Below are 23,000 nucleotides of genomic sequence, written 5' to 3'. Positions count from 1 at the left end.
GGAGAAAGACCAAGAAATATAGAAGTTGTTCATTTGGGTTTCTTATGACATTCGGGGCTCTCTGCCGTCCTTTTTCTTAGAAGATCCTTAAAATAATTGAATCCACTTCTATCCTACCTATTGGAATTAGTCCAAAGTCCACTTACATTTGGCTACATACAAGTAACCCTAAAGGGTAGTATTTTCTTTGCATTATCCAAAAAACATCATGAATATTTACGGACTTATCGGATTCCCTCTGACGCATTCTTTTTCTAAACGTTATTTTACAGATAAGTTTGAGCGAGAAGGAATCAAAGAAAGTATATATAACCTGAACGAAATGGAGACCTTGGATGGTCTTCTGGATTTCATCAAAAACACCCCTGAATTACGGGGACTGAATGTTACCATCCCACACAAAAAGAATGTTGTACAATATTTGGACGACCTCGACGAGGCCTCGGCTGAAAGAATCGGAGCGGTCAACACCATTAAAATATATGCCGATGGTTCTACCAAGGGATTTAACACCGACTATTACGGCTTCAAGCAGTCCCTCGAAGAGTGGTTTGACAAAAGGGGAGAAGACTGCGAAGGAATCAAGGCATTGGTACTGGGCGATGGTGGGGCTGCAAAAGCGGTAAAAGTAGCCTTGGAAGACCTACATATCCCCTTTCATATAGTCTCCCGAAGTAAGTCGGAGCATACCCTTCAATATGAGGAGCTCACAGAAGAGATCATAAAAAACCACAGACTTATTGTGAATACCACTCCCTTGGGCACTTATCCGAATACCGACTCTTTCCCTGACCTACCTTATCAATGGATTACTACAGGCCACTATCTCTATGACCTTGTATATAATCCAGCGGAGACTCAATTTTTAAAGAAAGGGATGGCCATGGGAGCTCAGGGCCTTAACGGACTTAAAATGCTGGAAATGCAGGCAGAAAAATCGTGGAATATCTGGGTTCACGAAGATTCTTTATGGAGTGTCTAAAGGGCAGTAATAGGTCCAAAGGTCTTGATCCATCTTTTCCGAATGGAATAAGCGGCCTATGGGCTTGGGAGCTGCTACCCCTTCCTTGAGCATGAGTGGGCTCTGACATCTTCTAATTTCGTCCCATAACCCGGCCTCCATAAACGATTGTAAGGTAGCGGTCCCCCCTTCTACCAGTACGGAATAGATTTTTCGCGCATAGAGGCCCTCCAACATACCTGCAATGTCCTGTAGAGACGTACATTGCAGGTAAGCCAATGTTTCTGAGTTCCCGTAACGTTCCGGCTCCAGAGGAACTGGGCTGCCCAGCTCCGTATTTACGATTATGGTGGGCTGGCTGCGGTCCAGCAAATTGGATCCTGGTGGTAAGGTCAATTTCCTATCGATAAAGATTCTGACAGGGTTGAGACCAGGCCAATGCCGCGCATTTAGGCGTGGATTGTCCAAAACTGCCGTACGGTACCCCACCAAAATGGCATCTTCCTGGGTTCTCCATTGATGCACGAGCATATTTGAGGAGGGGCCACTGATCGCAACAGGGTTGCCATGAGCTCCCCCAATGTATCCATCGGCCGATTCGGCCCATTTCAAGATCACATAGGGGCGATGAAGTCGCATGGCTCCTAAAAATCTCTTATTCAGTAAGGCTCCTGCTTCGGCTTCCACACCACAGGACACCTCTATCCCCGCTGCACGTAACCGGGCTATCCCCCTCCCGCCCACCAAGGGGTTAGGGTCGGGGTTGGCCACTACGACTCGCGCTATTTTATGTTGGATAAGCAAATCGGCACAGGGGGGAGTCTTTCCAAAATGGGAGCATGGCTCTAGGGTAACATAGGCTGTAGCACCTTCCAAAAGAGATTCATTACCTCTTTTGATTGCATCCGCTACGGCATTGACCTCGGCATGAGCTTCCCCGTAATGGCGGTGCCAGCCCTCACCTATCGCCCGGCCTTGACCTACCAAAACACAGCCCACCATGGGGTTGGGACTCACCCGACCTAAACCATATTGGGCCAGCTGCAAGGCCCTTTTCATCCATTGATTATCTGTATACATGCTACAAAAATAAGAACCAGTTTTCAAACTCAACTTTCGTGAGTTCTTATAATTTGCTAACTTTCCGCAATTAGAATAAAACATCTTTAAAATGACCTCGGCACGTCAGCTATATCAACATATATTTAAAGGCATCACGGTTTATCCTGAAAAGGAGTCTCAAGCCATCGCATTCATGCTTTTGGAGCATTTTTTAAGACTTCGTAATATCGATGTCCTCGTCGACAGACCCGTTCCAGAAGGAACTGTTCAGCCCGACTGGGATAATATAATCGGTAGGCTCAACGATAATGAGCCGGTGCAGCATATCATTGGCTCCACCGAATTTTGTGGTCTGGAGTTTCGCGTTTCTTCCTCGGTGCTTATCCCCCGTCCCGAAACAGAGGAGCTCGTAAGGATGGTAACCCGCGACTATGCCGAGCCCGATCAAGACATTGAAATCCTTGATATTGGTACCGGTAGCGGATGTATTGCCATTGTTCTGGCCCGGTTTCTACCCCATGTTAAGGTTCATGCCTGGGATGTATCTGATGAGGCCCTGGAAGTGGCTCGGGAAAATGCTCGGCAACTGATTGCCGATGTGGAATTTGCCAAGCAAGATATGCTCAACGTTAGCTTTCCTTTACCCGGAAATACCCAGAAGTTTGACTGCCTGGTTAGCAACCCCCCGTATGTTACCTATTCGGAACAAGAGCATATGCGCCCCAATGTCCTTCGGTTCGAGCCTCATGAAGCTCTTTTCGTAGAAGACAGCGACCCCTTACTTTTTTACAAGGCTATCGCCGACTTTGGCCGCCATCATATTAAGCCCAACGGCCGTTGTTATGTAGAAATTAATGAGCATTTCGGAACAGAAACTAAGGCTGTCTTTGAAGAACGGGGATATCAAAACGTTGAAATCCTAAGGGATATACATGGGAAAGACAGATTTGTGAGGGCATTTTGGACTAAATAATCCGAATCTTTTACCCTAAACAATTGCAGGAGTGGCTGGTCAGAAACCAATTGACGACCACTCCTTTTTATATTCGCTGTCGTTTGCCACAGTAAAACAGGCACGCAACAAACCTATTCCATTGAGAAGACAGGGTTCGATTTAACGATCTATTTAAAAAAATATAGATGTATTTAGAAAAAATAAAAGATGTACTCGACGAGATGGGCAAAGTAGTGGTTGGGCAAGACAAGCTCCTCAACCGTTTGCTTATCGGACTTTTTACAGGAGGGCATGTGCTGCTGGAAGGAGTACCGGGCTTAGCCAAAACCCTAACCATCAACTCCCTGGCAAGGGTGCTTCATTTAGATTTCCGTCGTATACAATTCACCCCTGACCTGCTTCCTGCCGATTTGATTGGAACGATGATTTATAAGCCAAAAATCGGGGATTATGAAGTTAAAAAAGGACCCATCTTTTCGAATATCATCCTAGCCGATGAGGTGAACCGTTCCCCGGCCAAAGTGCAGTCGGCCCTGTTGGAAGCCATGCAGGAAAAACAGGTTACTATCGGAGATGAAACCTACCAACTAGATAGGCCATTTATCGTTTTGGCTACCCAAAACCCAGTGGAGCAAGAGGGTACCTACCCTCTTCCGGAGGCGCAAATTGACCGTTTTATGATGAAGGTTTATGTAGACTATCTCAATAAACAGGAAGAATTGGAGGTGATGCGTCGTATGTCCGACATTACTTATTCTTATCAGATTCAGCCTATATTAAACAAGGAAGATATTTTTGCGATAAGGGAAAAGGTAAATAATGTGAATATTTCGGAGACCCTGGAACGGTATATAATTGAGCTGGTCTTCGCCACCAGGAAACCATTGGAATACAACCTCAAGGAAGAGGCGCGTTATATCCAATTTGGGGTCTCCCCCCGGGCAACCATATATCTTAACCGGGCGGCCAAGGCCCTGGCTTTCCTGGAAGGTCGGGATTATGTACTGCCCGAGGACATAAAAGAGTTGGCTCCAGATATCATGAATCACCGGATTCTGCTTAATTATGAAGCAGAGGCCGATGGCGTACGGACCATTTCGATTATCGAATCAATTCTTAGCAAGGTGGCAATCGGATAATCTCTGCTGGAGTTAAGGTACCGGATCGTGCCCATGACCACCCCATGGGTGACAGCTTGCCAGTCGACGTAAGCCCATCCATCCACCCTTCAAAAACCCGTGCTTCTGCACGGCTTCAATCATATACTGGGAGCAGGTGGGGGTATATCGGCACGAGTCAGGCAAGTAGGGAGATAATACACCCTGATAGATTCGGACCAACCAAATGAGTAAAAATTTCATTTTGCTTCTTGGGTATTATAGTATCTTTGAGTTTGACAATAAACATTAATAAAACATGATTTCCTATATACTTTGGGATGTAAGTCCTGAAATCTTTACCATTCCCGAGTTTATGGGAATTGGCCCCCTTCCCATCCGCTGGTACGGTTTGCTTTTCGCAGCAGGATTTTTGATAGGCCAGCAAATCATGATTCATGTATTCCGCAAAGAGAACAAAGCATTAGATGATATTGATTCCCTGACACTTTATATGGTTTTGTCCACGGTTCTCGGAGCGCGTTTTGGTCATTATTTATTCTATCAGCCCGAAGTTCTGTTTAAAAATCCATTGGAAGTGATTCTACCTCCCTACGCTGGTCTGGCCAGTCATGGAGCCATCATCGGTATCATCACCGGACTTTACCTGTATTCCCGCTCTCGAAAAGACAAAGGACAAACCTTTCTCTGGGTGGCCGACCGAATTGTGATTGTGGTGGCCCTTGCAGGCGCCTTTATCCGATTTGGGAATCTGATGAATTCCGAAATTGTAGGCCGCCCTACCGATTTGCCCTGGGGATTTATTTTTATGCAAAACCTGGAATTTGCACAGATTCCACGTCATGCGGCTCAGCTTTATGAATCCATTACCTGCTTCATTTTGTTCTGGATCCTTTTAGGCCTCTGGAATAAATACAAAGCCTCTACACCACGTGGATTGCTGGTAGGAATATTCTTCATCTGGATTTTTACCCTACGTTTTCTTTATGAGTTCTTAAAAGAGAATCAAGAAGCATTTGAGGCGAATTATATCTTAAATATGGGTCAGATTTTGAGTATACCCGCCGTAGTTCTAGGGATTTACTTCGTAATGCAATCGAGGAAAAAGGCGATAAAGGTCGGTTAATCAGCCAACTAAGGGAGTTACTCAACGGTAAAGCATTCACCAGTATTTTCATGTAAATTAGGGATAATTTAAATCCTTAATCAACTTGAATCAGATGAAAACGCAATACTTAGTACCGATGACCCTTGCCCTTACCTTATCCCTTGCAGGCTGTGGAAGTGACAAACCAGAAGAGAGAGAAGAACCCAAAAATGCCCTAGAAGCTTTCCAGCAGATGGCGGATCAGGTAGAAGAAAATGCTGGAAAGGAAGCTGTTGACCCGGTGGATTTCAGGGAATTAAAAGCCCTCCTTCCTGAAAAAATTGGTAACGTCAAACGCAAGGAAGCCGATGGAGAGAAATCGGGAGCCATGGGTTTCACTATTTCCAAAACCAAGGGCGTGTACCAAAACGAAGGGGAAGATAGCCATATATCTGTTGAAATAATGGACACGGGGGGTATCGCTGGCATAGGAGCCATGGCTCTGGCCGCTTGGACGATGGCCGATATTGACAAAGAAACCAACGATGGTTACGAAAAGACAACTAAAATCATGGGCCATAAGGCTTTTGAAAAATACAATAGTAAAAGCCAGCGCGGAGAACTAAATGTGATGGTGTCCCAACGCTTCATTGTCAATATCAACACCCGAAACCTGAGTGTTGATCAAATGCACGATGTCCTGGAAGACCTGGACTTGAGCAAACTGGAAAGCCTGGAATAACGGTTATAAAAGCCAACCCCCTCTTTATGCAAACGGAAGAGGGGGTTTTTATATCTCACCTGCCTGTTAAGTCTCTGTTCAGCGCTTCCGGACCGTTATATTTTTCACCTTATCACCCCGAAGCGGGGAATAGTTCTGCCTTGGAGTCTCATTAACTCCTACATTTTCAAAGAAGATTTTGACTCCCGTAGCTCGATTCATATCCTCTATATTTTGCATATGAAAATGTAAATGAGGCTCGGAAGAATTACCCGAATTTCCGCATAACCCCAACGGGTCTCCCTGCCTGACAGACTGCCCCTGCTTTACCAGTATAGAATGCTGCTTGAAATGAGCAAGTACAATATATTCCTGCTTACTGGTACGCAAAATCACGGTATTGCCCGGTACATAAGTGGGATTTAGAACGCCCGGTTCATTGTCTTTAATTCCATCTACTACCAATACCACTTCTCCTTCACAAGGTGCTATGATATCCCTTCCAAAGGCGTAATAATCTTCATTGGTGATGCCGTTGGTTTTAAAGGACAGGCCTCGTTGATCGCGCATCACCATGTCGAAGGCATGCTTTTGCGCCTGATTTTCTATATGGTAATTCTGCTCTTTTGTATCTCCTCCCCATACCACATGCCATTCCTCCCGAAAAGGCAGAATCAATGGACTCAGATTCCGTTCCAGGCGGGGATTAACAAGCGGCTCAAAAGGCTTTACGAGTAAGCCTCCAATTTTGCCATCTTCCGTGCTGAATATATTGAGGGTTAAAAGATTCCTTTCAAATTGCGTTTTATAGGAGGCGTAAGATTTTTCATAACCGACAAAAGACCTTTTAAGAATATTCCCCGACTGGGATCTCAATCCAATAAGGAATTTTTGGGCCTCCGTCCAGGGTAAGGCACGTTGCATTTCAAGGGAAAAATTCTCAAAAATAGCCTCGAAATCTCCCCGGTTATAAGCTAATTCGAACTGTGTAGCTGCAAGCCTGCTGACTTCCTTCTCGGTTTGGGCGAAACATAAGTCCGTCTTCAGAAAAAAAAGGATGAATATTAGATAAGGGACAATTTTCATAATCAAAAGGAATTGGTACACTAATCATAAAATCTTATGGTGCCTCCAGATCTGGCAGGAGTAGCCAAAGAACTCTATTATAGCTTTATATTCCTAGATTGTTTTCAAAAAAACACCCTTTCTATCCGAAAAAATAGAATAAATAAAAAAGTTTTAAGATAGGGGTTTAGGAGCTGTCAGCTCACGGCGTAGTCTACGCGTTCTCGCAGTAGTTGTTTGGCCTTAACCAATTGGTTTTTAACCGTATTCTTAGATATCCGTAAGAACTCAGCGATCTCCTGGTAGGATTTACCTTCCTCTAAATTCAATTTTAGAATCTGTCGACGTTTAGTGGATAGTTCTTCTACGGCCTCCTGTATCATTACCAATCTTTGTTCCTTTTCATCCAGCTCATCGTCAACCATAGCGTCCATAGCGTCCAGATAGTTAAGCCTCATCTGCTGGTTCTTCTCCATTTTTTTAAAATGATCGAAGGCCATGTTCCGCAAGCAAGTAAACAAATAGGAGTTGAAATTTTGCTCGGGTTTGATCTGCGTACGACGCAGCCATAACTTTAAAAATAATTCCTGGGTCAAATTCTCCGCTTCCTCCTCGTCTTTTAACAAAGATATGGAGAACCTTAATGCAGGTATCCTATAGTAATTGTACAGCTGAGCGAAGGCTACTTCGTCTCCCAATGTTACATTTCTTAGGGTATTTTCGTCAGGATGGTTCACGGCAGTAGGGTTTAAAAGATTCTTTTTAGAAAAATTTTGTTCAGGTATATCACCTCAATAGATTCTATTAATTCTTTGCATTTTTATATACAATAATCACCTGACAGGCATTTTAATCCTTAATGTATATTTTATAAAATCTCAATTTTACCAAATAATACAGCAATCTAAAATCAACCTGTCAACTAAAAACACTAAGAACTAAACACAAGAGAATAAATTATTTTGCGCTGGACTGCTCATTTTCTGATGATAAATATACGAGACTTGTCGCTCCCCCTAAATCGCATTATGCGTAAAATTATCCTCAAAACACGCAAAACGGTCTGAATTAACATTTAGGTTAACTTAAAGGCATTATTTGGTAATATTGGCGGGAGAATTCTCCCAGGATTCGGTGCGTCAGCCAAGAAAATTGCCTGGTATGCTTCATCAATTTACTTCTGACGGATAGCCTTCATTTGAACAGGTAGCGTATATTAGGCATATAGCTCTACCCCGATCACACCCCGGCCCTGACAAAGAAGATTCCTAAAACTTACACTGAAATGCAGACACCAGAAATTAAAGACATCCTTGAAAAAATTAGAAAAGTAAATATTGCCGTATATGGAGATTTTTGCTTAGATGCCTATTGGATCATGGACAATAGGGCTTCGGAGGTTTCTATAGAGACTGGCCTCTACACAAAGACCGTAGGACGACATTATTACAGTCCGGGTGGGGCAGGTAATGTGGTTGCCAATCTCGCTGCCTTACGACCTGCCTCTATCCGCGCCATTGGCACCGTTGGCGACGATCTGTTTGGACGGGAATTAACGAGTCAGCTTCAGGCGTTGGGGACGGACACCAGCAACTTATTCATTCAGAAAGAGCAGTTTGATACCTACACCTATCTAAAAAGACATGTTGACGAGCAGGAACAGCCTCGTATTGATTTTGGCTCGTACAACCACCGTAGCGAGGCAACAGACCAGTCTTTACTGCTAGCCATAGAAAACGCATTACAAGAATGTGAGGCACTGATATTTAATCAACAGGTTACCGGAAGCATTAGCAATAATAGTTTTATTGAGGGAGTAAATAAGCTTTTTTCTCTCTATACAGATAAGATCGTAATGTTGGACTCCCGGCATTTTAACGATAAAATCGGCCCTACGTATAGAAAACTCAATGACCGGGAATTAGCCAATCTAAGGGGATGGGCTGCCCCAGAGGAAGGGCCCATCCCCTTACGAAATATAAATTCTTTAGGAATTCAAGTATATCAAGAGACTCAAAAACCAATTTTTGTTACTTGTGGAGAAAGAGGAATTCTTTCTTTCGATCAGGAAGGGCAGCACTATACTCCTGGACTTCAGTTAAAAGGCAAACTTGACACGGTAGGGGCTGGCGACACGACCATAAGTGCGCTTACACTCTGCTTAGCCGCTGGGGTACCGGCAAAACATGCTGCAATAATGGCCAATTTTGCCGCTGGGGTAACCGTTCAAAAATGCTATACCACAGGGACGGCTAGTGCTGAAGAGATTATGCATATCGGAGCCGAACCCCATTATATTTACAATCCGGACCTTGCCATCAACGAGCGACTTGCCCATTACCTTCCGCATACCGAATTCGAAATTTGCGAGCCCGATGCCTTGCATAAATTAGGCCATATTAAGCATGCGGTTTTCGATCATGATGGCACTATTTCCACCCTGCGACAGGGCTGGGAAGAAATTATGGAACCTGTGATGATCCGTTCCATTTTAGGACCCGAGTATGACCGTGTGGATAACAATACCTATAATAAGGTGAGAAAAGTATCACTGGATTTCATCCAAAAAACCACAGGCATACAGACTATCTACCAAATGGAGGGACTGGTTGATTTGGTAAGGGATTTCGGTTTCGTTCCTGCCGATGAAATTTTGGATAAATTCCAGTACAAGGAATTATATAATAATGGTCTTATGGAAATGGTAAATATACGTATGGCCAAGCTTATCGCCGGAGAGTTGCACCAGTCGGATTATACCATGAAAGGTGCTGTCACATTCCTGCAGGCCCTTAAACAACGGGGAGTAAAGCTCTATTTGGCCAGTGGCACCGATGTTGAGGATGTTCGAACAGAAGCGGAGACACTAGGCTATGCCAACCTGTTTGAAGGAGGGATACATGGGGCATTAAAAGAATACACCAGGTTCTCCAAGAAAATGATTATTGAGAAAATTATCCGGGAGAACAACCTGCAGGGACACGAACTCGTCGTCTTTGGAGATGGTCCCGACGAGGTCCGCGAGGGGCGACGGGCCGGTGGCATCTCTGTAGGCATCACCAGCAATGAGGTTCAGCGATTCGGACATCATGCCGCTAAACGACCCAGGCTGGTTCAGGCAGGGGCCCATATACTTATTCCCGACTTCTCCCAGCATCAGAAATTACTCTCCTTACTATTTCAGAAAAATCAAAATTTGGCTCAAGCATAAACCTTTGGGGTAAGCTTTTGTGCATAATTAATTCGATATAACGCTTACCAACGGCTGGAAATTAACATCATTCTCGAGGGCAAATTCTCCAAGGTAGTTCCCGGCATTACGAAATGATGGTTAGGCAATGATAGCATCAATATCAACAAGAGCATGAAAAAAACTAAATCAATTTTCTCATCACTAGGCGTGCTTCTGGCAACAGTAGCCATGCCCCTGCATGCGCAGACCACTTATGCTGAAAAGCTCGGTTGGCCGAAAGGCACTAAGGCTGTTATATTCCATGTTGACGATGCCGGTATGTCTTACAGCTCTAACATGGGAGCAATACGTTCAATAGAGGAGGGTGTTGCCACTTCCGCCAGTATTATGATGCCCTGCTCCTGGGCAGCAAGTTTTGGAAAGTATGTCAAGAAGAATCCTTCTGTTGATGCCGGCTTACACCTAACCCTCACCTCGGAGTGGAAAGACTATCGTTGGCCACCTTTAAATGGTATTAGCCATTCACCAGGCCTGGTAGACGATGAAGGCTGTATGTGGCACGAGGTGGCAGAGGTGGTAAGGCATGCCAGTGCAGATATAGTGGAAACGGAAATCAGGGCACAGATAGAACGGGCCTTAAAAATGGGGATCAGCCCCACACATCTTGACTCCCATATGGGAACCCTCTTCGCCCACGGCCCCTTTCTGGAGCGTTATATGAAGGTAGGTATAGAATATGGGATCCCGGTGATGTTTCCAGGGGGCAATAACCGCTTGATTACGGAATGCTTACTGATGCCCGAAATAGAACAACTCAAGGCTCAAGGACTTTACCAAGAGGGCATGAAACTCCCAGCCCCCGAAGTGCTAAAAAAGGCTCCAGCAGTAGGCGAAATGCTATGGAATGCCGGACTTCCTGTCCTAGATGACTTACATACAAAAAGTGGAGAGTGGAAGCCAGAAGGCCCTAATCCAACTCCTGAGGCCTGGGGTAAATACAAGGCCCAACAATGGATTAAGGTGATGGAAAGAATGCAGCCTGGTGTGGCTATGTTTATCGTCCATAGCAGTGATATTACCGATGTATTTCAACATATCAGCGCCTCGGGGGGCTCTCGTTATGCCGACCTGCTATCGATGCTGGACCCAGAACTAAAAGCATATATTCAGAAGAATAATATTGTTCTGACCACCTGGCGGGAACTCCTGGAGAGAAGAAAAAAAAGTAAATAAATCTATAAATCCATGATCACAAAAAACCTTGGAGCCCTCCTTATATTAGCCCTTTGGCTAACTTGCTCCACTTCCTATGGCCAAGCCATTTTGGAAGAAACCATCATTTTTCCTTTACAGCCCGAACATGCTCACGGGAGCAGCCTGGTGGCACTTCCCAATGGCGATATGCTGGCCACCTGGTTTCAGGGCAGTGGAGAGCGCAAATCAGACGACGTGCGCATTATGGGAGCAAGGCTTAAAAAAGGATCAAAACAATGGAGTACGCCCTTTCTTATGGCCGACACCCCTCATATTCCCGACTGTAACCCAGTCCTTTTTCTGAACGCCTCGGGTAAGCTTTTTCTCGTATGGATTGCCGTTCAAGCCAACCTGTGGGAGCAATCGATCTTGCGCGTAAGAACTTCTACCCATTATGCTCAAGAGGGCCCACCACAATGGGACTGGCAAGACAATATTCTGCTAAAACCAGACGACTCCTTTTATGTGGAATTGCAGAAAAAATTCAAGGATCTTCCCGATCACCAGATCGGATGGGCGGGTTATGCTCCCAAATATGATGAAATGATTGTGGAGGCGGGTAAGGATCCTGTCAAACGAAGTATCGGCTGGATGACCCGCATTAAGCCCACCCAACTAGCATCAGGACGAATTATTCTGCCCTTATATTCCGATGGCTACAACCTATCTTTGATGGCTATTTCCGACGACCAGGGAGAAAGCTGGCTCCCCAGTCTGCCTGTAGTGGGGCGTGGACCTATCCAGCCCGCAATTGCTAAAAGAAAGAATGGTAACCTGGTAGCCTATATGCGCGATAGCGGCGATGCACCTCCCCATGTACATATGAGCGAATCTGCGGATGAAGGGCAATCCTGGACCGCCACGCACAAATTGAATATCCCCAATACTGCAAGCGTCGAACTCCTGACTCTTGCCGACGGCAGCTGGGCCTTTCTGGGCAACGATCTGGTAGATGGAAGGAATCGGATGAGCCTGTATTTGTCGTCCGACGAGGGCAAGACCTGGCCCAAAAAAATAAGATTAGAGGATCATCCGAAGGGCAAAGGAGGCTATTCTTATCCATCCCTGATTCAAACCCCCGATGGGCTTTTAAGAATGACCTACTCTTATCACCCACAAAGTGATCAAAAATCAATCAAATATGTCACTGTAGACCCCAAAAAAGTCCCTTTGGCGAATTAATGCCAATTTCCTTAAACCCAATCCAATTATGTTAAAAAATTGCCTCTCATTCATTTTAACCGTAGGCCTTGCTGTAGGATTTATGGCTTGCAGCAATAACAGCGTAAAACAACCTGTTTATCAAGACAAACCCTTCCTCCAAGATCTCAGCATCAAATATTATGCAGATACTACCGACCTGCGCCTGTTGGGAGCAGCGGCCGATCGCAACGGGAAAATTCAGGTATTGTCTTCAAAAGGTGTGCTCCATCCCCATGACGGACAATTCCTTTATCCCGGTACCCTTGAGACCGATAATAGCTATCGATTCCTTTCCGATAAAACGATTCAAGCTATTGGAAGGTATCAGAATCAGATCGTTTATCTTACAGACTCCGTAGTCTTCAGCAATGCCTGGGCGGGTCGTCTCTTCAGCCCACACGCCATGCCTGAGGCACGTTTAATGGCTGGAGGCAAGGACTTCCAGTTTCTAATTTCTGACGGACAGCAACTTAAGCTCATTTCAAAGGCAGCAACGCAATGGAACCAAACACTTTCTGATGAAACCGTTCGGCAAATCATTTACCAACCTGAGCTTGAACATTATCTAGTGTTAACGGACAAGACACTTTACACCCTGAGTGCCGATAAGGCATTTAGTAGTATTTATCAGGGAAAGGACCTTCGGGCCATGGCACCCTGGAAAGCTAGGAAGCAGGTGGCCATTGGAACGGGAAATGGTTACTTGTTAATCGACTTAGCTTCAAAAAAACCAGTTGGAGATAAAAGATCTGACTTGCCCGTTCCAGCTATCAGTACCATGGCCAATATCAATGATAGACTATGGTTTGGGAGCTCGGAAGGGGCATACGCCCTGCGCGAAGATGGTAAGTTCGATTATTATTATGGCGAACGCTGGCTCCCTGGAAGCCAGGTGATTAGTATCGAGTCCGGCCCGGAGCGCTCCGTATTGATACTTACGACAGGAGGAGTAGGTCAAATCCAGTTTAAAGAGATGACCCTTGCCGATAAGGCCGAATATTACGATAAGCAGGTAAGGCTTCGCCACATTCGGGTAGGCTTCAATTCCAGCCTGAGCAGAATGACAAAAGGTGATTTGTCAACAGGCTACCTTTCCGATTCGGATAATGACGGACTTTGGACCTCCATGTATCTGGGAGGAGAGATTTTCCGATATGCTGTAACAAAGGATCCAGAAGCCTTACAGAATTGTAGAGAATCTATGGAGGCCATGGAGCGCCTCTACGATATCAACCCCGTGGCAGGCTTCCCCTCCAGATCCTTCGAAAGAAGTGGACATATAGAAAGCCTTTCGGATCCTGAGCGCTGGCAGCATGCTACTGATAAAGAATGGGACTGGAAGTCCACTACCAGCAGCGATGAGGTGATCGGCCATGTATTTGCCTTTGGAGCCATGGCAGAACTAGTGGATGACGAAAACCTAAAAAACAGAGCCATCACCCTGATCGACACCCTGATGTCCCATATTATCAGCAATGATATGTACCTGATCGACTTCGATGGAAAGCCTACCATGTGGGGAAAATGGAATCCTTCCTATGTGAATAGCTTCCCTACGAATGTTGGGGACCGCAAATTAAACTCTTCTAATATTGTGGCGATGCTTCAAACGGCTTATCATTTCACTAAAAAAGAAAAATACAAGGAGAAAGCTTTCGAACTAATGAACCAACATGGCTACTTTGAAAATATGATGCGTCCAATGTCTGAAATTGGAAAAGCACCGGATGATGCCGACGAACATGCCAAAAATATGTCGGACGGCTGGAACCACTCCGACGATGAAATGTACTTCATAGGCTATTGGGGACTGTACCGATACGCATTTAACGACAGTCTTAAGGCGCATTATAAAACCCAAATACTAGATCATTGGGAGGCAGAACGCCCCGAAAAGGAAGGTGCCTGGAATATTTTCACAGCACTGACAGGAGTCCAGGAGTTCGATCTGGATGAAGCGGCTTGGTATCTTCGAGAATACCCGATGGACCTCATTGGCTGGGACGTAAAAAATAGCCATAGAAAAGACATAGAACTTCTAGAGCCTAATTTCAGAAAGCAGTCGACCAAAGAAGTACTCCCTCCCGATGAAAGACCCGTGCGCCGGCATAATGCCAATATGTTTGACATGGACCGGGTAGGTGCGAATGGAAATAATGAAAGCAGTGCGGGTGATATCTGGCTCCTGCCCTACTGGATGGGGCGCTATCTGGGTGTAATCAGTGCGCCCATATCGGAAAATGAGTAAGGGGCCGTATTCCAATTTTTTCCCGATATTTATGCCCGAAAAAATAGTAATACCTTTCGTTTATTTAGCAGTATTTGCCCTTATGAGTGCATGCCAGCAGTCAGCAGAAAATCGCCTTGAGAAACAATTGACCCACGATCTGAGTTACCATCATGATCTGGACAATAATGATAACTTCTCACCTGACGGGCATTGGTTGGCCTACGACACCCGTACCGACTCGGGCGGCATCGCTGAGTCGGGGCGTATAGAAAGGGTCCATACCGAAACAGGTGAAATCAAAATCACCTACGCACTGGAGCAAAATAAAGTATGGGGGCCTGGCGTTGGGGCGGTTAGTTACAGCCCCAAAGAGAACGCCGTGGTATTCATCCACGGGCTCTCCGACTGTAGCCAGGAAAACCCTTACCAGCAATGGAGGCGCACCGGGGCGATTGTTAAAGACAATCATCCGGACAGCCCCATATGGATGGACGCACGAGATGTTACCTATCCATTCACCCCCGGAGCCTTGAGAGGAGGCACTCACCGCCACGAATGGAGCGGTGATGGACAGTGGATAGGTTATACTTATAATGACGCAATTCTTCAGGAAATTGAAGCCAAAACGGGAATAAAAAGAAACCTTCGGACGATAGGAGTCTCCAAAAACCTAGCTTCAGTAGAGGTGGACCAGGCACCGGGAAATATCTCTGGAAACTGGTTCAGCGCATTGGTGGTACGGGTGGTTCCCGAGCCCACTCCTGGGAGCGATGAGATCAGCCATGCCGCCGGCGACAGCTGGGTGGGATTTAACGGCTACACGCGTAATGATGGTGGAAAGCAGATGGCTAGAGCCTTCTTAGGAACGGTCCGTAATCTGAAGGGCGAAGATGTTCCAGAAGTTTTCGTGGTCGATATTCCTGACGACATCACGGTTCCCGGCTCACTAGGCCCGCTGGAAGGCACGTTGGACGACTTTCCCATGCCTCCCAAAGGAGCAATACAGCGCAGGTTAACCTTTACGGCCGAAACCAGTCAACCAGGCTGTAGCGGTATCGTCCGATCAGCTCCCGACGGGTCGGCATTATGTTATCTGGCCAAAGACGAGAAAGGGATAATGCAAGTATATTTAATTTCTCCGCTCGAAGGCAAACCAAGACAGCTTACCTACCATACTTCCGACGTAAGTGGAAATTTGCGTTGGAATACTAATGGCAAGGAAATTAGTTACTTCTGGAATGATTGCCTGGTGGTGTGCCTTCTTGGAGAACAAGAATTCGAGGAGCGCTATGAGCTACTTACCCTTCCGGGAACCCCGCTTCCCTCCAATGCCGTTTGGTCACCCGATGGTAAACAAATTGCCTATAACCGACTCCTAAAATCCCCGGAAGGCACCCTGACCCAACAAATTTTTATTCAACAGCGATAATTTCAGTTTATAAAAAAGCCAGAGCCCCTGTGATTCTGGCTTTTTTTGTGGACCGTTACCCATTTTAGGGGCCTCAGCCTTAGATCGTCCTGAGGACAAGGGCGAACCCTCTGAGGTCGGTTGCGGTCATTTCTGCCATTTATCGAAATCGCTTTAAATAGCATGACCCGAAGCAACAAAGTGTAAACTATTGGGGCATGGCAGTATAAAATAATGGTTTACAAAATAGAAAAAATCCATGATATAGACTCAAACCCCGATGATTATCGGACAGCCAGTATCCTTTCCGCACTACTCGATGGCTTTAAAGAGTAAATTTTTTAGAAAACTTCCCGTGAAATCTTTAGCTCCCCGTTCTCCTACATCGGTTAACTTCGGCAAGTGACTGCTAAAAAACTGCTGATGATGTGAGGTTTCTATCAGGGTTGTACTCAGAGAGCGAGGATATAAATATTGCGGATTATGTTCGGATATGATGTCGGCAATACGAGTACATAGATCTTTATACGGTTTAAAAACGGCATCTTTATTGATCTCTTCAACCTCTTTTACCAGATAAACTTTACTACTTTCAGAAATAACGATCTGGTTCAGAAACCGCTTATTATAGTCCATTTGCCCAGAGCTTTCAGGCAATTCATGTGTAAGCAACTCGACTACCGTCTCAAGTTTCTCCCTGGAATCTTTAATATTTACTATTCCATACATCACGAGAAACTCCATATAACTCCAGTACCAATTAAGGATATAAAGAAGAAGGCGATGTTTATTTTCAAAATATCGGTAAATAGTTGCCTCCGTAGTACTGATCTCTACTGCTAACTTTCTAAAGGTAAAATGCTCAAATCCCAGTTGATGTATCAAATCAATGGCACTTTTTACTATTTTACGCCCAATCTCGCTTCCCTCTGGATCGCGGAGATAAACTTTCTGATTTACCTGAAAATTTAAATGAAAATCCATATATCCTGTTCCTTTTGAATGCAAGTAAGCAAAAATATCATTAATAAAAGTAATTTAATCAAATGAAAAATATTTACTCTTATTTACGATAGCAATACTATCATAAAATAAAGTATTTGTATATTTGTCCAAACAATTTATTCAGGCATGAGCAAAAAACCGTTTACGCGACTGTGGAACCTCGTTCTGCTCGACAAATCTGACATTATTGCAATCTATTTTTACGCCATATTAAGCGGTTTGGTGCAACTAAGCTTGCCCTTGGGCATACAGTCCATCATTGGATTTGTACTAGGAGCATCCATGGTCACTTCCATTTATGTACTGATCTTCCTGGTTGTGATCGGGGTAGCAGCCGTTGGGATCATGCAGATCAATCAGATGAAAATTATCGAAAAAATAAAACAGAAAATTTTCACCCGATACGCCCTGGAATTTGCTCATACCATTCCTCAATTCGATAGTCTGAAGACCGACGCTTATTATTTACCAGAAAAAATCAATCGCTTTTTTGACACGTTAAATGTGCAAAAAGGGCTATCAAAATTGTTATTGGACGTTCCTGTAGCCAGTATTCAAATCATATTGGGGCTACTTTTATTGGGATTATATGACTCAACCTTTATCATAGCCGGGGTAGCGCTTCTGCTCATTTTATGGTTGGTATTCTATATCTCCGGATCGATGGGTATAAAAACCAGCTTGAAAGAAAGCGATGACAAATATAAAGTTGCTTCATGGCTGGAAGAGATGGCAAGGGTCATCAATCCTTTTAAAAATAACCACCATACGCAAATCAACCTTAAGAAAACCGACCATTTCATCAGCGAATACCTTGACTCAAAAACCTCGCACTTTAAAATCCTCCTGGTTCAATATCAGGTTTTAGTGGCCATAAAAGTGGCCATTACGGCTACAATGCTGATAGTAGGTACAGTACTTCTTCTGGATCAACAATTAAATATTGGAGAATTTATTGCTGCTGAAATCGTAATTCTCATGGTGATAAACGCCGTAGAAAAACTAATTATAAATTTGGACAGCGTATATGATGTGGCCACGGGCTTAGAAAAACTGGCCTCAGTGACGGAGCCCTTAGCCGAGCCAGGAGGAAAACTTTTATTACAATCGCCGGGAAGGGGCATTCAATTGGAGCTGAAGGGTTTCTCCTTTCTATTCTCCAATTCGCGAAAAATGTTTCAGGGCTTGGATCTGTATCTACCTCAAGGTTCCTTTACGACCATAGGCACAGGAGGTCAAGCAGGCAAATCTGTACTCCTGCAGGCTTTAGCAGGCTACTACACACAGTTTGAAGGCACCCTTCACATCAATGGGCTTCCTCTGGGCAATTATGACCTAGCCTCTTATCGACGTCATATAGGAATGTATCTCAATCAGAAAGACATATTTATTGGCACCGTTGGTGAAAATATCCTGATGGGTCGGGAATATATAAGTCCTGAACAAATCATGGATATGGCAACGAAACTGGGCCTAGATGAAATCATTTCGACATTGCCTCAGGCTTTCAACACAGAGGTAGCTCCTAACGCCCGCAATCTAGATAGCAGGACCATACGATGCATCCTGTTACTCAGGGCCTTTATAAAATTACCCGCTTTACTTCTTCTGGAAACTCCCTGGGATGGGTTGCCGGAAAAGAGCCGGCAAAGCATGCTCAGTTATCTAAGAAGCCTGCATGGTCAGACGACCCTGGTCATTGCGACAGACGAGGAAGCACTTCAGGAGCTGAGTGACTATCACTATGAATTACAAAATGGGAGACTCATCCCAGGTAAAACAATTTAAGCTATGGATCTGGAACAATATAACCTACCCTTATCCGCCAAGGAAAAAATATACCGGTATCATAAAAAGAGCAAGGTTAGGCAATGGTCAGTAGGTATTTTCCTATTTCTAACGCTCATCTTATTCTTGCCTTGGACACAGAACATCAAGGCCCGTGGCGACATCACGTCCTTATACCAGGAACAGCGTCCTCAGAACATTAACTCACCCATTTCGGGAAAAATCGTTCGCTGGTGGGTAAAGGAAGGCGATGTCGTTCAGAAGGGCGACACCATCCTTCAACTGTCAGAAATCAAGGAAGATTATCTGGATCCCGATCTGGTGGGCCGGACGCAAGAGCAGGTCGTTGCCAAGGAAGGAGCTATCCAGTATTATCAGCAAAAAGCGCGCACCTCCCTGGTCCAGATCGAAGCACTTAAAAAGGCCCAAGAACTAAAATCTAAGCAGCTTCTCAACAAATTGGATCAGCTTAACAGCAAGCTGGATGCGGAAAGAGCGGACCTCATAGCAGTAGAAAACGAACTCAAACTACTGAAGGATCAGTATGAGCGTCAGGAGAAAATGTTTGCGCAAGGCCTGGTATCACAAACCCAGCTTCAGCAACGTAATGCCAGCTATCAGAACGCTTTGGCCAAACGCATATCGGCCCAAAACAAAATTGCTCAGACACAGCAGGAAATCCTCAATAACCAAATAGAACAGAATGCTGTAGAACAGGAATATTTAGAGAAGATCAGCAAAGCAGAAGGCGACCGTTTGTCCAGTATGGGCAATATGGTCAGTGGTCAAGGAGAAAAGGCCAAGCTTGAGAATATGGCTAGTAATTACCGCATTCGTAACGGTATGTACATCATTCTAGCACCACAGGACGGACAGATCGTACAAGCCAATAAAGCTGGAATTGGGGAAATTTTAAAAGACTCGGAAAGTCTGGCTACAATCGTTCCGACCCGGGTTAACTATGCGGTCGAAATGTATGTAAGACCGGTGGATCTACCCCTCATTTCGGTAGGTCAAAAAGTTCGGTTTATGTTTGATGGATTTCCGGCTATCGTTTTTAGTGGGTGGCCCGAAAGCAGTTATGGAACCTTTGGTGGCAAGGTAGTAGCCTTTGAAAATACAATTAGTAAAAATGGCCTTTTTAGGGTACTGATCGCAGAAGATGCCAGTGACAAACCCTGGCCCAGCCAACTCAAAATGGGAACCGGCGCTCAGGGAATCGCCTTACTAAAAAATGTACCGATCTGGTATGAACTATGGCGCAATATCAATGGTTTCCCTCCCGATTACTATAGTGAGCAGCAAGCCAGCTCAGCGGCAGGGTATACCTCCAAAACCCCGGAAAAATAAGATGCTTAATATCCTAAAATATAGTCGTTTGGCTGCGATAATTTGCTTATGGCTGGCCGGTTCCGCGCAGGCGCAGCCCCCCACGCTTCAGGTAGAAGAAGTATTGAGTATAGTAAGCCAATATCACCCTCTGGCTGTCCAGGCTCGGCTCCAGATTCAGGATGCGCAGGCCGGCTTACGCATAGCCCGCGGAGGTTTTGACCCCCTCTTGGGCGCATATGCTGCTCAGAAAAATTTTGGGGGGACACATTATTATACCCAGTTCTCCCCAACTTTGCAGCTGCCCACCTGGTTTGGCGTGGAGCTCTATGCCGGTATAGACAATCTGGAGGGGGAGCGACTCAATCCCAGCCAAACCAAGGGCAAGTCCAGCTATGTGGGGATCAGTATCCCCCTTGCCAAAGACCTGCTCCTGGACAAGCGCCGGGCAGCCCTTAAACAGGCCCGGTTGTTTACGCAGTTATCTGAAATCGAACAGCGCCAGGCCCTCAATCAGCTTCTAATGGATGTAACGGCCGACTATTGGGAGTGGGTACAGTCCTATCAAAGTTACTTGATCATGGAAAGCGCACGAGAGGTCAACGAGAAACGACTGCAACTGGTGATACAAGCTTATAACTTTGGGGAGCGGCCTGCAATTGACACAGTTGAAGCGCTCGGACAACTTCAGCAATTTCAGAATTTAGCTGCCCAATATGCTTTGGAATACCAAAATGCTACCTTAAATCTATCGGCTCATCTCTGGACAGAACAAGAACAGCCCTATATGCTGCCAGCGGAGGTTATCCCTCCCCAATCGTGGGACCAACAGGCGGATCTACTTGCCTATGAGCCCGACGCAAATGTGCTTTTAGGCACGGCCCTTAGCAACCACCCCGAACTACAGACCTATGACTACAAGCTTGATATATTGGATATAAACCGCAGGCTTAAATTCCAGGAGCTGCTACCTAAGGCGGACTTTAATTATAATTTCTTACGGAAAGGCTATCAGGTAATTCCCGAAGCTCCTGGGGCCTTTTTCGATAACAACTATCAGTATGGTTTTAAGTTCGAGCTCCCTCTTCGTCTCTCAGAAGGGCGGGGGGCATACCGCCAGGCCAAAATAAAAATTGCTGCGACCGAGATAGCCCGTAGCCAAAAAAAGCTGCAGCTAGAGGTGAAAATCAAATCCTACCTTAACGAGTTGTCAATACTTAAAAAGCAAATGGAAATCCAAAGTCAGCAGTTAGTCAACAGCCAAAAATTGGTGGAAGCTGAAGAGATTCGATACCAAAACGGCGAAAGCTCCTTGTTTATGATCAACAGCCGGGAAAATAAGGCTTTAGAGGTTCAGAAGAAACTCATCGAGCTAAAGGCAAAATATTTTAAGACCATATTTACACTGCAGGGAACTGCAGGCTTGCTGTATTAACCTTTTCCGGGCAGCAGTCATACACCCATCGTTCAAGGAGAAGACGAGCCAGAATTTTACCGCATACGACCACAAGCCTGACACCTGGGTCAAAGCAGACCCCTAGAAACCTAAGACTTCGCTCGCTGGGAAGAGGCTCGTACAATAAGCCGGGTATGCATGGTGATGCTGGAGGTAGAATCAATGGCCTGAATTCCTTTCAGATGATTGATCATCGTACTTACAGCCAGTTCCCCCATCTGTTTACCGGGATAATCGATGGTAGTTAGCTTGGGCTCAATAATTTCTGAAACATGATCATTATTAAATCCTACAAAAGCAATATCCTCAGGTAGCTGATAGCCCGCACCCTGAAGGGTCTTCATACAATTGACAGCACAAACATCACTGGAAACGAAAACCCCGTCCGGGCGATGCTCCATATGCATAATAGCCTGGGCCAAATCCACCCCCGCTTCAGCACTGAGATCATTGACTACCACCAATTCCTCCCGGACTTCTATTCCTGCTTTCCTAAGCGCCTGTCGATACCCCGCCAGTCTGTCGGCATATACATTCCTGAGCAGATTTCCTGTAACATGAAGGATTCGAACACATCCCTGCTGAATCAAATGTTCGGTGGCCTCCTGCCCTGCTTTGATATTATCGATAACGATTCCCGGGCATCCTAAATAATCTGTTACCCGGTCGAAGAAAAGGAGTGGGACTTTTTTCTTAACGAAACCGGCAAAATGATCGTAAGTCTCCGTGTCATAAGCCAGAGACACCAGTAAGCCGTCCACCCGATTATTAAACATGGTACGCACATTGGATTTCTCATTTTGAAACGACTCCAAAGATTGACTTATTAGCATATGATAGCCTGCCTTGTTGGCTACTACTTCCATCCCAGCCAACACCGACGACATAAAATGACTGTTGAGTCGGGGAACAATAACGCCTAGTGTTTGAGTCGTTTTCTTTCTTAAATTACTAGCAAAGGTATTGGACCTATAACCCAATTCCAGAGCCTTGGCATTCACTTTCTGCCGGGTTTTAATGTTGATGGCCGGATGGTCGTTTAATGCCCTGCTTACGGTTGCTGCCGAAAGCTGCAGAAGCTCTGCAATATCATAAATAGTTACCTCTTTTTCCATATTCATACATCTCCAGTAGGGTTGGCTCTGTAAATAATTACAATCGATTA

The 23,000-nt window shown here is 45.2% G+C and carries 19 protein-coding genes; 13 read left to right on the top strand and 6 right to left on the bottom strand.

Translation table 11 applies throughout. The features are described from left to right. Positions 1-208: 208 nt before the first annotated feature. Positions 209-982 carry a shikimate dehydrogenase family protein gene (locus X939_RS0115885; protein WP_025764279.1) on the top strand — a complete coding sequence of 258 codons (774 nt, stop codon included), beginning with the start codon at positions 209-211 and terminating at the stop codon, positions 980-982. Here X939_RS0115885 and ribD read toward each other — a convergent pair. Then, the gene (ribD, locus tag X939_RS0115880; RefSeq protein ID WP_025764278.1) at positions 968-2,041 is read right to left on the bottom strand and encodes a bifunctional diaminohydroxyphosphoribosylaminopyrimidine deaminase/5-amino-6-(5-phosphoribosylamino)uracil reductase RibD; all 1,074 of its coding nucleotides are present in this window, start codon (positions 2,039-2,041) and stop codon (positions 968-970) included. The genes X939_RS0115885 and ribD overlap by 15 nt on opposite strands. A 91-nt stretch (positions 2,042-2,132) precedes the next feature. Here ribD and prmC point away from each other — a divergent pair, with 91 nt between their 5' ends. Further along, positions 2,133-2,996: a peptide chain release factor N(5)-glutamine methyltransferase gene (prmC, locus tag X939_RS0115875; protein ID WP_025764277.1), complete on the top strand. Its 864-nt coding sequence runs from the start codon at positions 2,133-2,135 to the stop codon at positions 2,994-2,996. A gap of 167 nt (positions 2,997-3,163) precedes the next feature. After that, positions 3,164-4,117, top strand: coding sequence for an AAA family ATPase (locus X939_RS0115870; protein WP_025764276.1), 954 nt, complete (start codon positions 3,164-3,166; stop codon positions 4,115-4,117). A gap of 12 nt (positions 4,118-4,129) precedes the next feature. Here the strand turns inward: X939_RS0115870 and yidD are convergent, their stop codons facing one another. After that, positions 4,130-4,339 carry a membrane protein insertion efficiency factor YidD gene (gene yidD / locus X939_RS23415; RefSeq protein WP_084299509.1) on the bottom strand — a complete coding sequence of 70 codons (210 nt, stop codon included), beginning with the start codon at positions 4,337-4,339 and terminating at the stop codon, positions 4,130-4,132. 55 nt (positions 4,340-4,394) lie between these two features. Between yidD and lgt the strand changes: the two genes are divergently transcribed. Then, a complete protein-coding gene (lgt, locus tag X939_RS0115865) occupies positions 4,395-5,222 on the top strand; it encodes a prolipoprotein diacylglyceryl transferase (RefSeq protein WP_025764275.1) in 828 nt (275 codons plus the stop codon). Positions 5,223-5,316: 94 nt separating this feature from the next. Next, positions 5,317-5,925, top strand: a complete 609-nt coding sequence (locus X939_RS0115860; protein ID WP_025764274.1) for a hypothetical protein — start codon at positions 5,317-5,319, stop codon at positions 5,923-5,925. Positions 5,926-6,003: 78 nt separating this feature from the next. Here the strand turns inward: X939_RS0115860 and X939_RS0115855 are convergent, their stop codons facing one another. Then, positions 6,004-6,990, bottom strand: a complete 987-nt coding sequence (locus X939_RS0115855; RefSeq protein WP_025764273.1) for a peptidoglycan DD-metalloendopeptidase family protein — start codon at positions 6,988-6,990, stop codon at positions 6,004-6,006. A gap of 176 nt (positions 6,991-7,166) precedes the next feature. Beyond that, positions 7,167-7,706: an RNA polymerase sigma factor gene (locus X939_RS0115850; protein ID WP_025764272.1), complete on the bottom strand. Its 540-nt coding sequence runs from the start codon at positions 7,704-7,706 to the stop codon at positions 7,167-7,169. A gap of 548 nt (positions 7,707-8,254) precedes the next feature. Here X939_RS0115850 and X939_RS0115845 point away from each other — a divergent pair. The 5 genes from X939_RS0115845 (at position 8,255) to X939_RS0115825 (ending at position 16,278) form a co-directional block, all read left to right on the top strand. After that, positions 8,255-10,180, top strand: coding sequence for a PfkB family carbohydrate kinase (locus X939_RS0115845; protein WP_025764271.1), 1,926 nt, complete (start codon positions 8,255-8,257; stop codon positions 10,178-10,180). 153 nt (positions 10,181-10,333) lie between these two features. Continuing rightward, complete coding sequence (locus X939_RS0115840; protein ID WP_025764270.1) at positions 10,334-11,395, top strand: polysaccharide deacetylase family protein; 1,062 nt, start codon at positions 10,334-10,336, stop codon at positions 11,393-11,395. A gap of 12 nt (positions 11,396-11,407) precedes the next feature. Continuing rightward, a complete protein-coding gene (locus X939_RS0115835) occupies positions 11,408-12,598 on the top strand; it encodes a sialidase family protein (RefSeq protein WP_044199744.1) in 1,191 nt (396 codons plus the stop codon). A gap of 28 nt (positions 12,599-12,626) precedes the next feature. Continuing rightward, entirely contained in the window at positions 12,627-14,867 is a 2,241-nt protein-coding gene (locus X939_RS0115830; protein WP_025764268.1) for a hypothetical protein, read from the top strand. Between the two features lie 31 nt (positions 14,868-14,898). After that, positions 14,899-16,278 (top strand): DUF3748 domain-containing protein, encoded by a 1,380-nt coding sequence (locus X939_RS0115825; RefSeq protein ID WP_025764267.1) that lies wholly within the window; start codon positions 14,899-14,901, stop codon positions 16,276-16,278. 291 nt (positions 16,279-16,569) lie between these two features. Here the strand turns inward: X939_RS0115825 and X939_RS0115820 are convergent, their stop codons facing one another. Continuing rightward, a complete protein-coding gene (locus X939_RS0115820) occupies positions 16,570-17,241 on the bottom strand; it encodes a TetR/AcrR family transcriptional regulator (RefSeq protein WP_025764266.1) in 672 nt (223 codons plus the stop codon). A gap of 147 nt (positions 17,242-17,388) precedes the next feature. On the opposite strand from X939_RS0115820, the gene X939_RS0115815 reads away from it, so the two are divergent. The 3 genes from X939_RS0115815 to X939_RS0115805 are packed head-to-tail and all read left to right on the top strand — an operon-like array spanning position 17,389 to position 21,814. Beyond that, entirely contained in the window at positions 17,389-19,050 is a 1,662-nt protein-coding gene (locus tag X939_RS0115815) for an ATP-binding cassette domain-containing protein (protein ID WP_025764265.1), read from the top strand. A gap of 3 nt (positions 19,051-19,053) precedes the next feature. After that, positions 19,054-20,400: an HlyD family secretion protein gene (locus tag X939_RS0115810; protein ID WP_025764264.1), complete on the top strand. Its 1,347-nt coding sequence runs from the start codon at positions 19,054-19,056 to the stop codon at positions 20,398-20,400. Between the two features lies 1 nt (position 20,401). Further along, a complete protein-coding gene (locus tag X939_RS0115805; protein ID WP_025764262.1) occupies positions 20,402-21,814 on the top strand; it encodes a TolC family protein in 1,413 nt (470 codons plus the stop codon). A 110-nt stretch (positions 21,815-21,924) separates the two neighbouring features. Here the strand turns inward: X939_RS0115805 and X939_RS0115800 are convergent, their stop codons facing one another. Beyond that, on the bottom strand, positions 21,925-22,956 hold the full coding sequence (locus tag X939_RS0115800) for a LacI family DNA-binding transcriptional regulator (protein ID WP_310588065.1): 1,032 nt from the start codon (positions 22,954-22,956) through the stop codon (positions 21,925-21,927). Between the last annotated feature and the right edge of the window lie 44 nt (positions 22,957-23,000).

Origin of the sequence: Dyadobacter tibetensis Y620-1 (assembly GCF_000566685.1) — a bacterium.
GTDB lineage: Bacteria > Bacteroidota > Bacteroidia > Cytophagales > Spirosomataceae > Dyadobacter > Dyadobacter tibetensis.
Note: the sequence above shows the minus strand (reverse complement) of the source record. Positions and strands in the feature narration are given on the sequence as shown.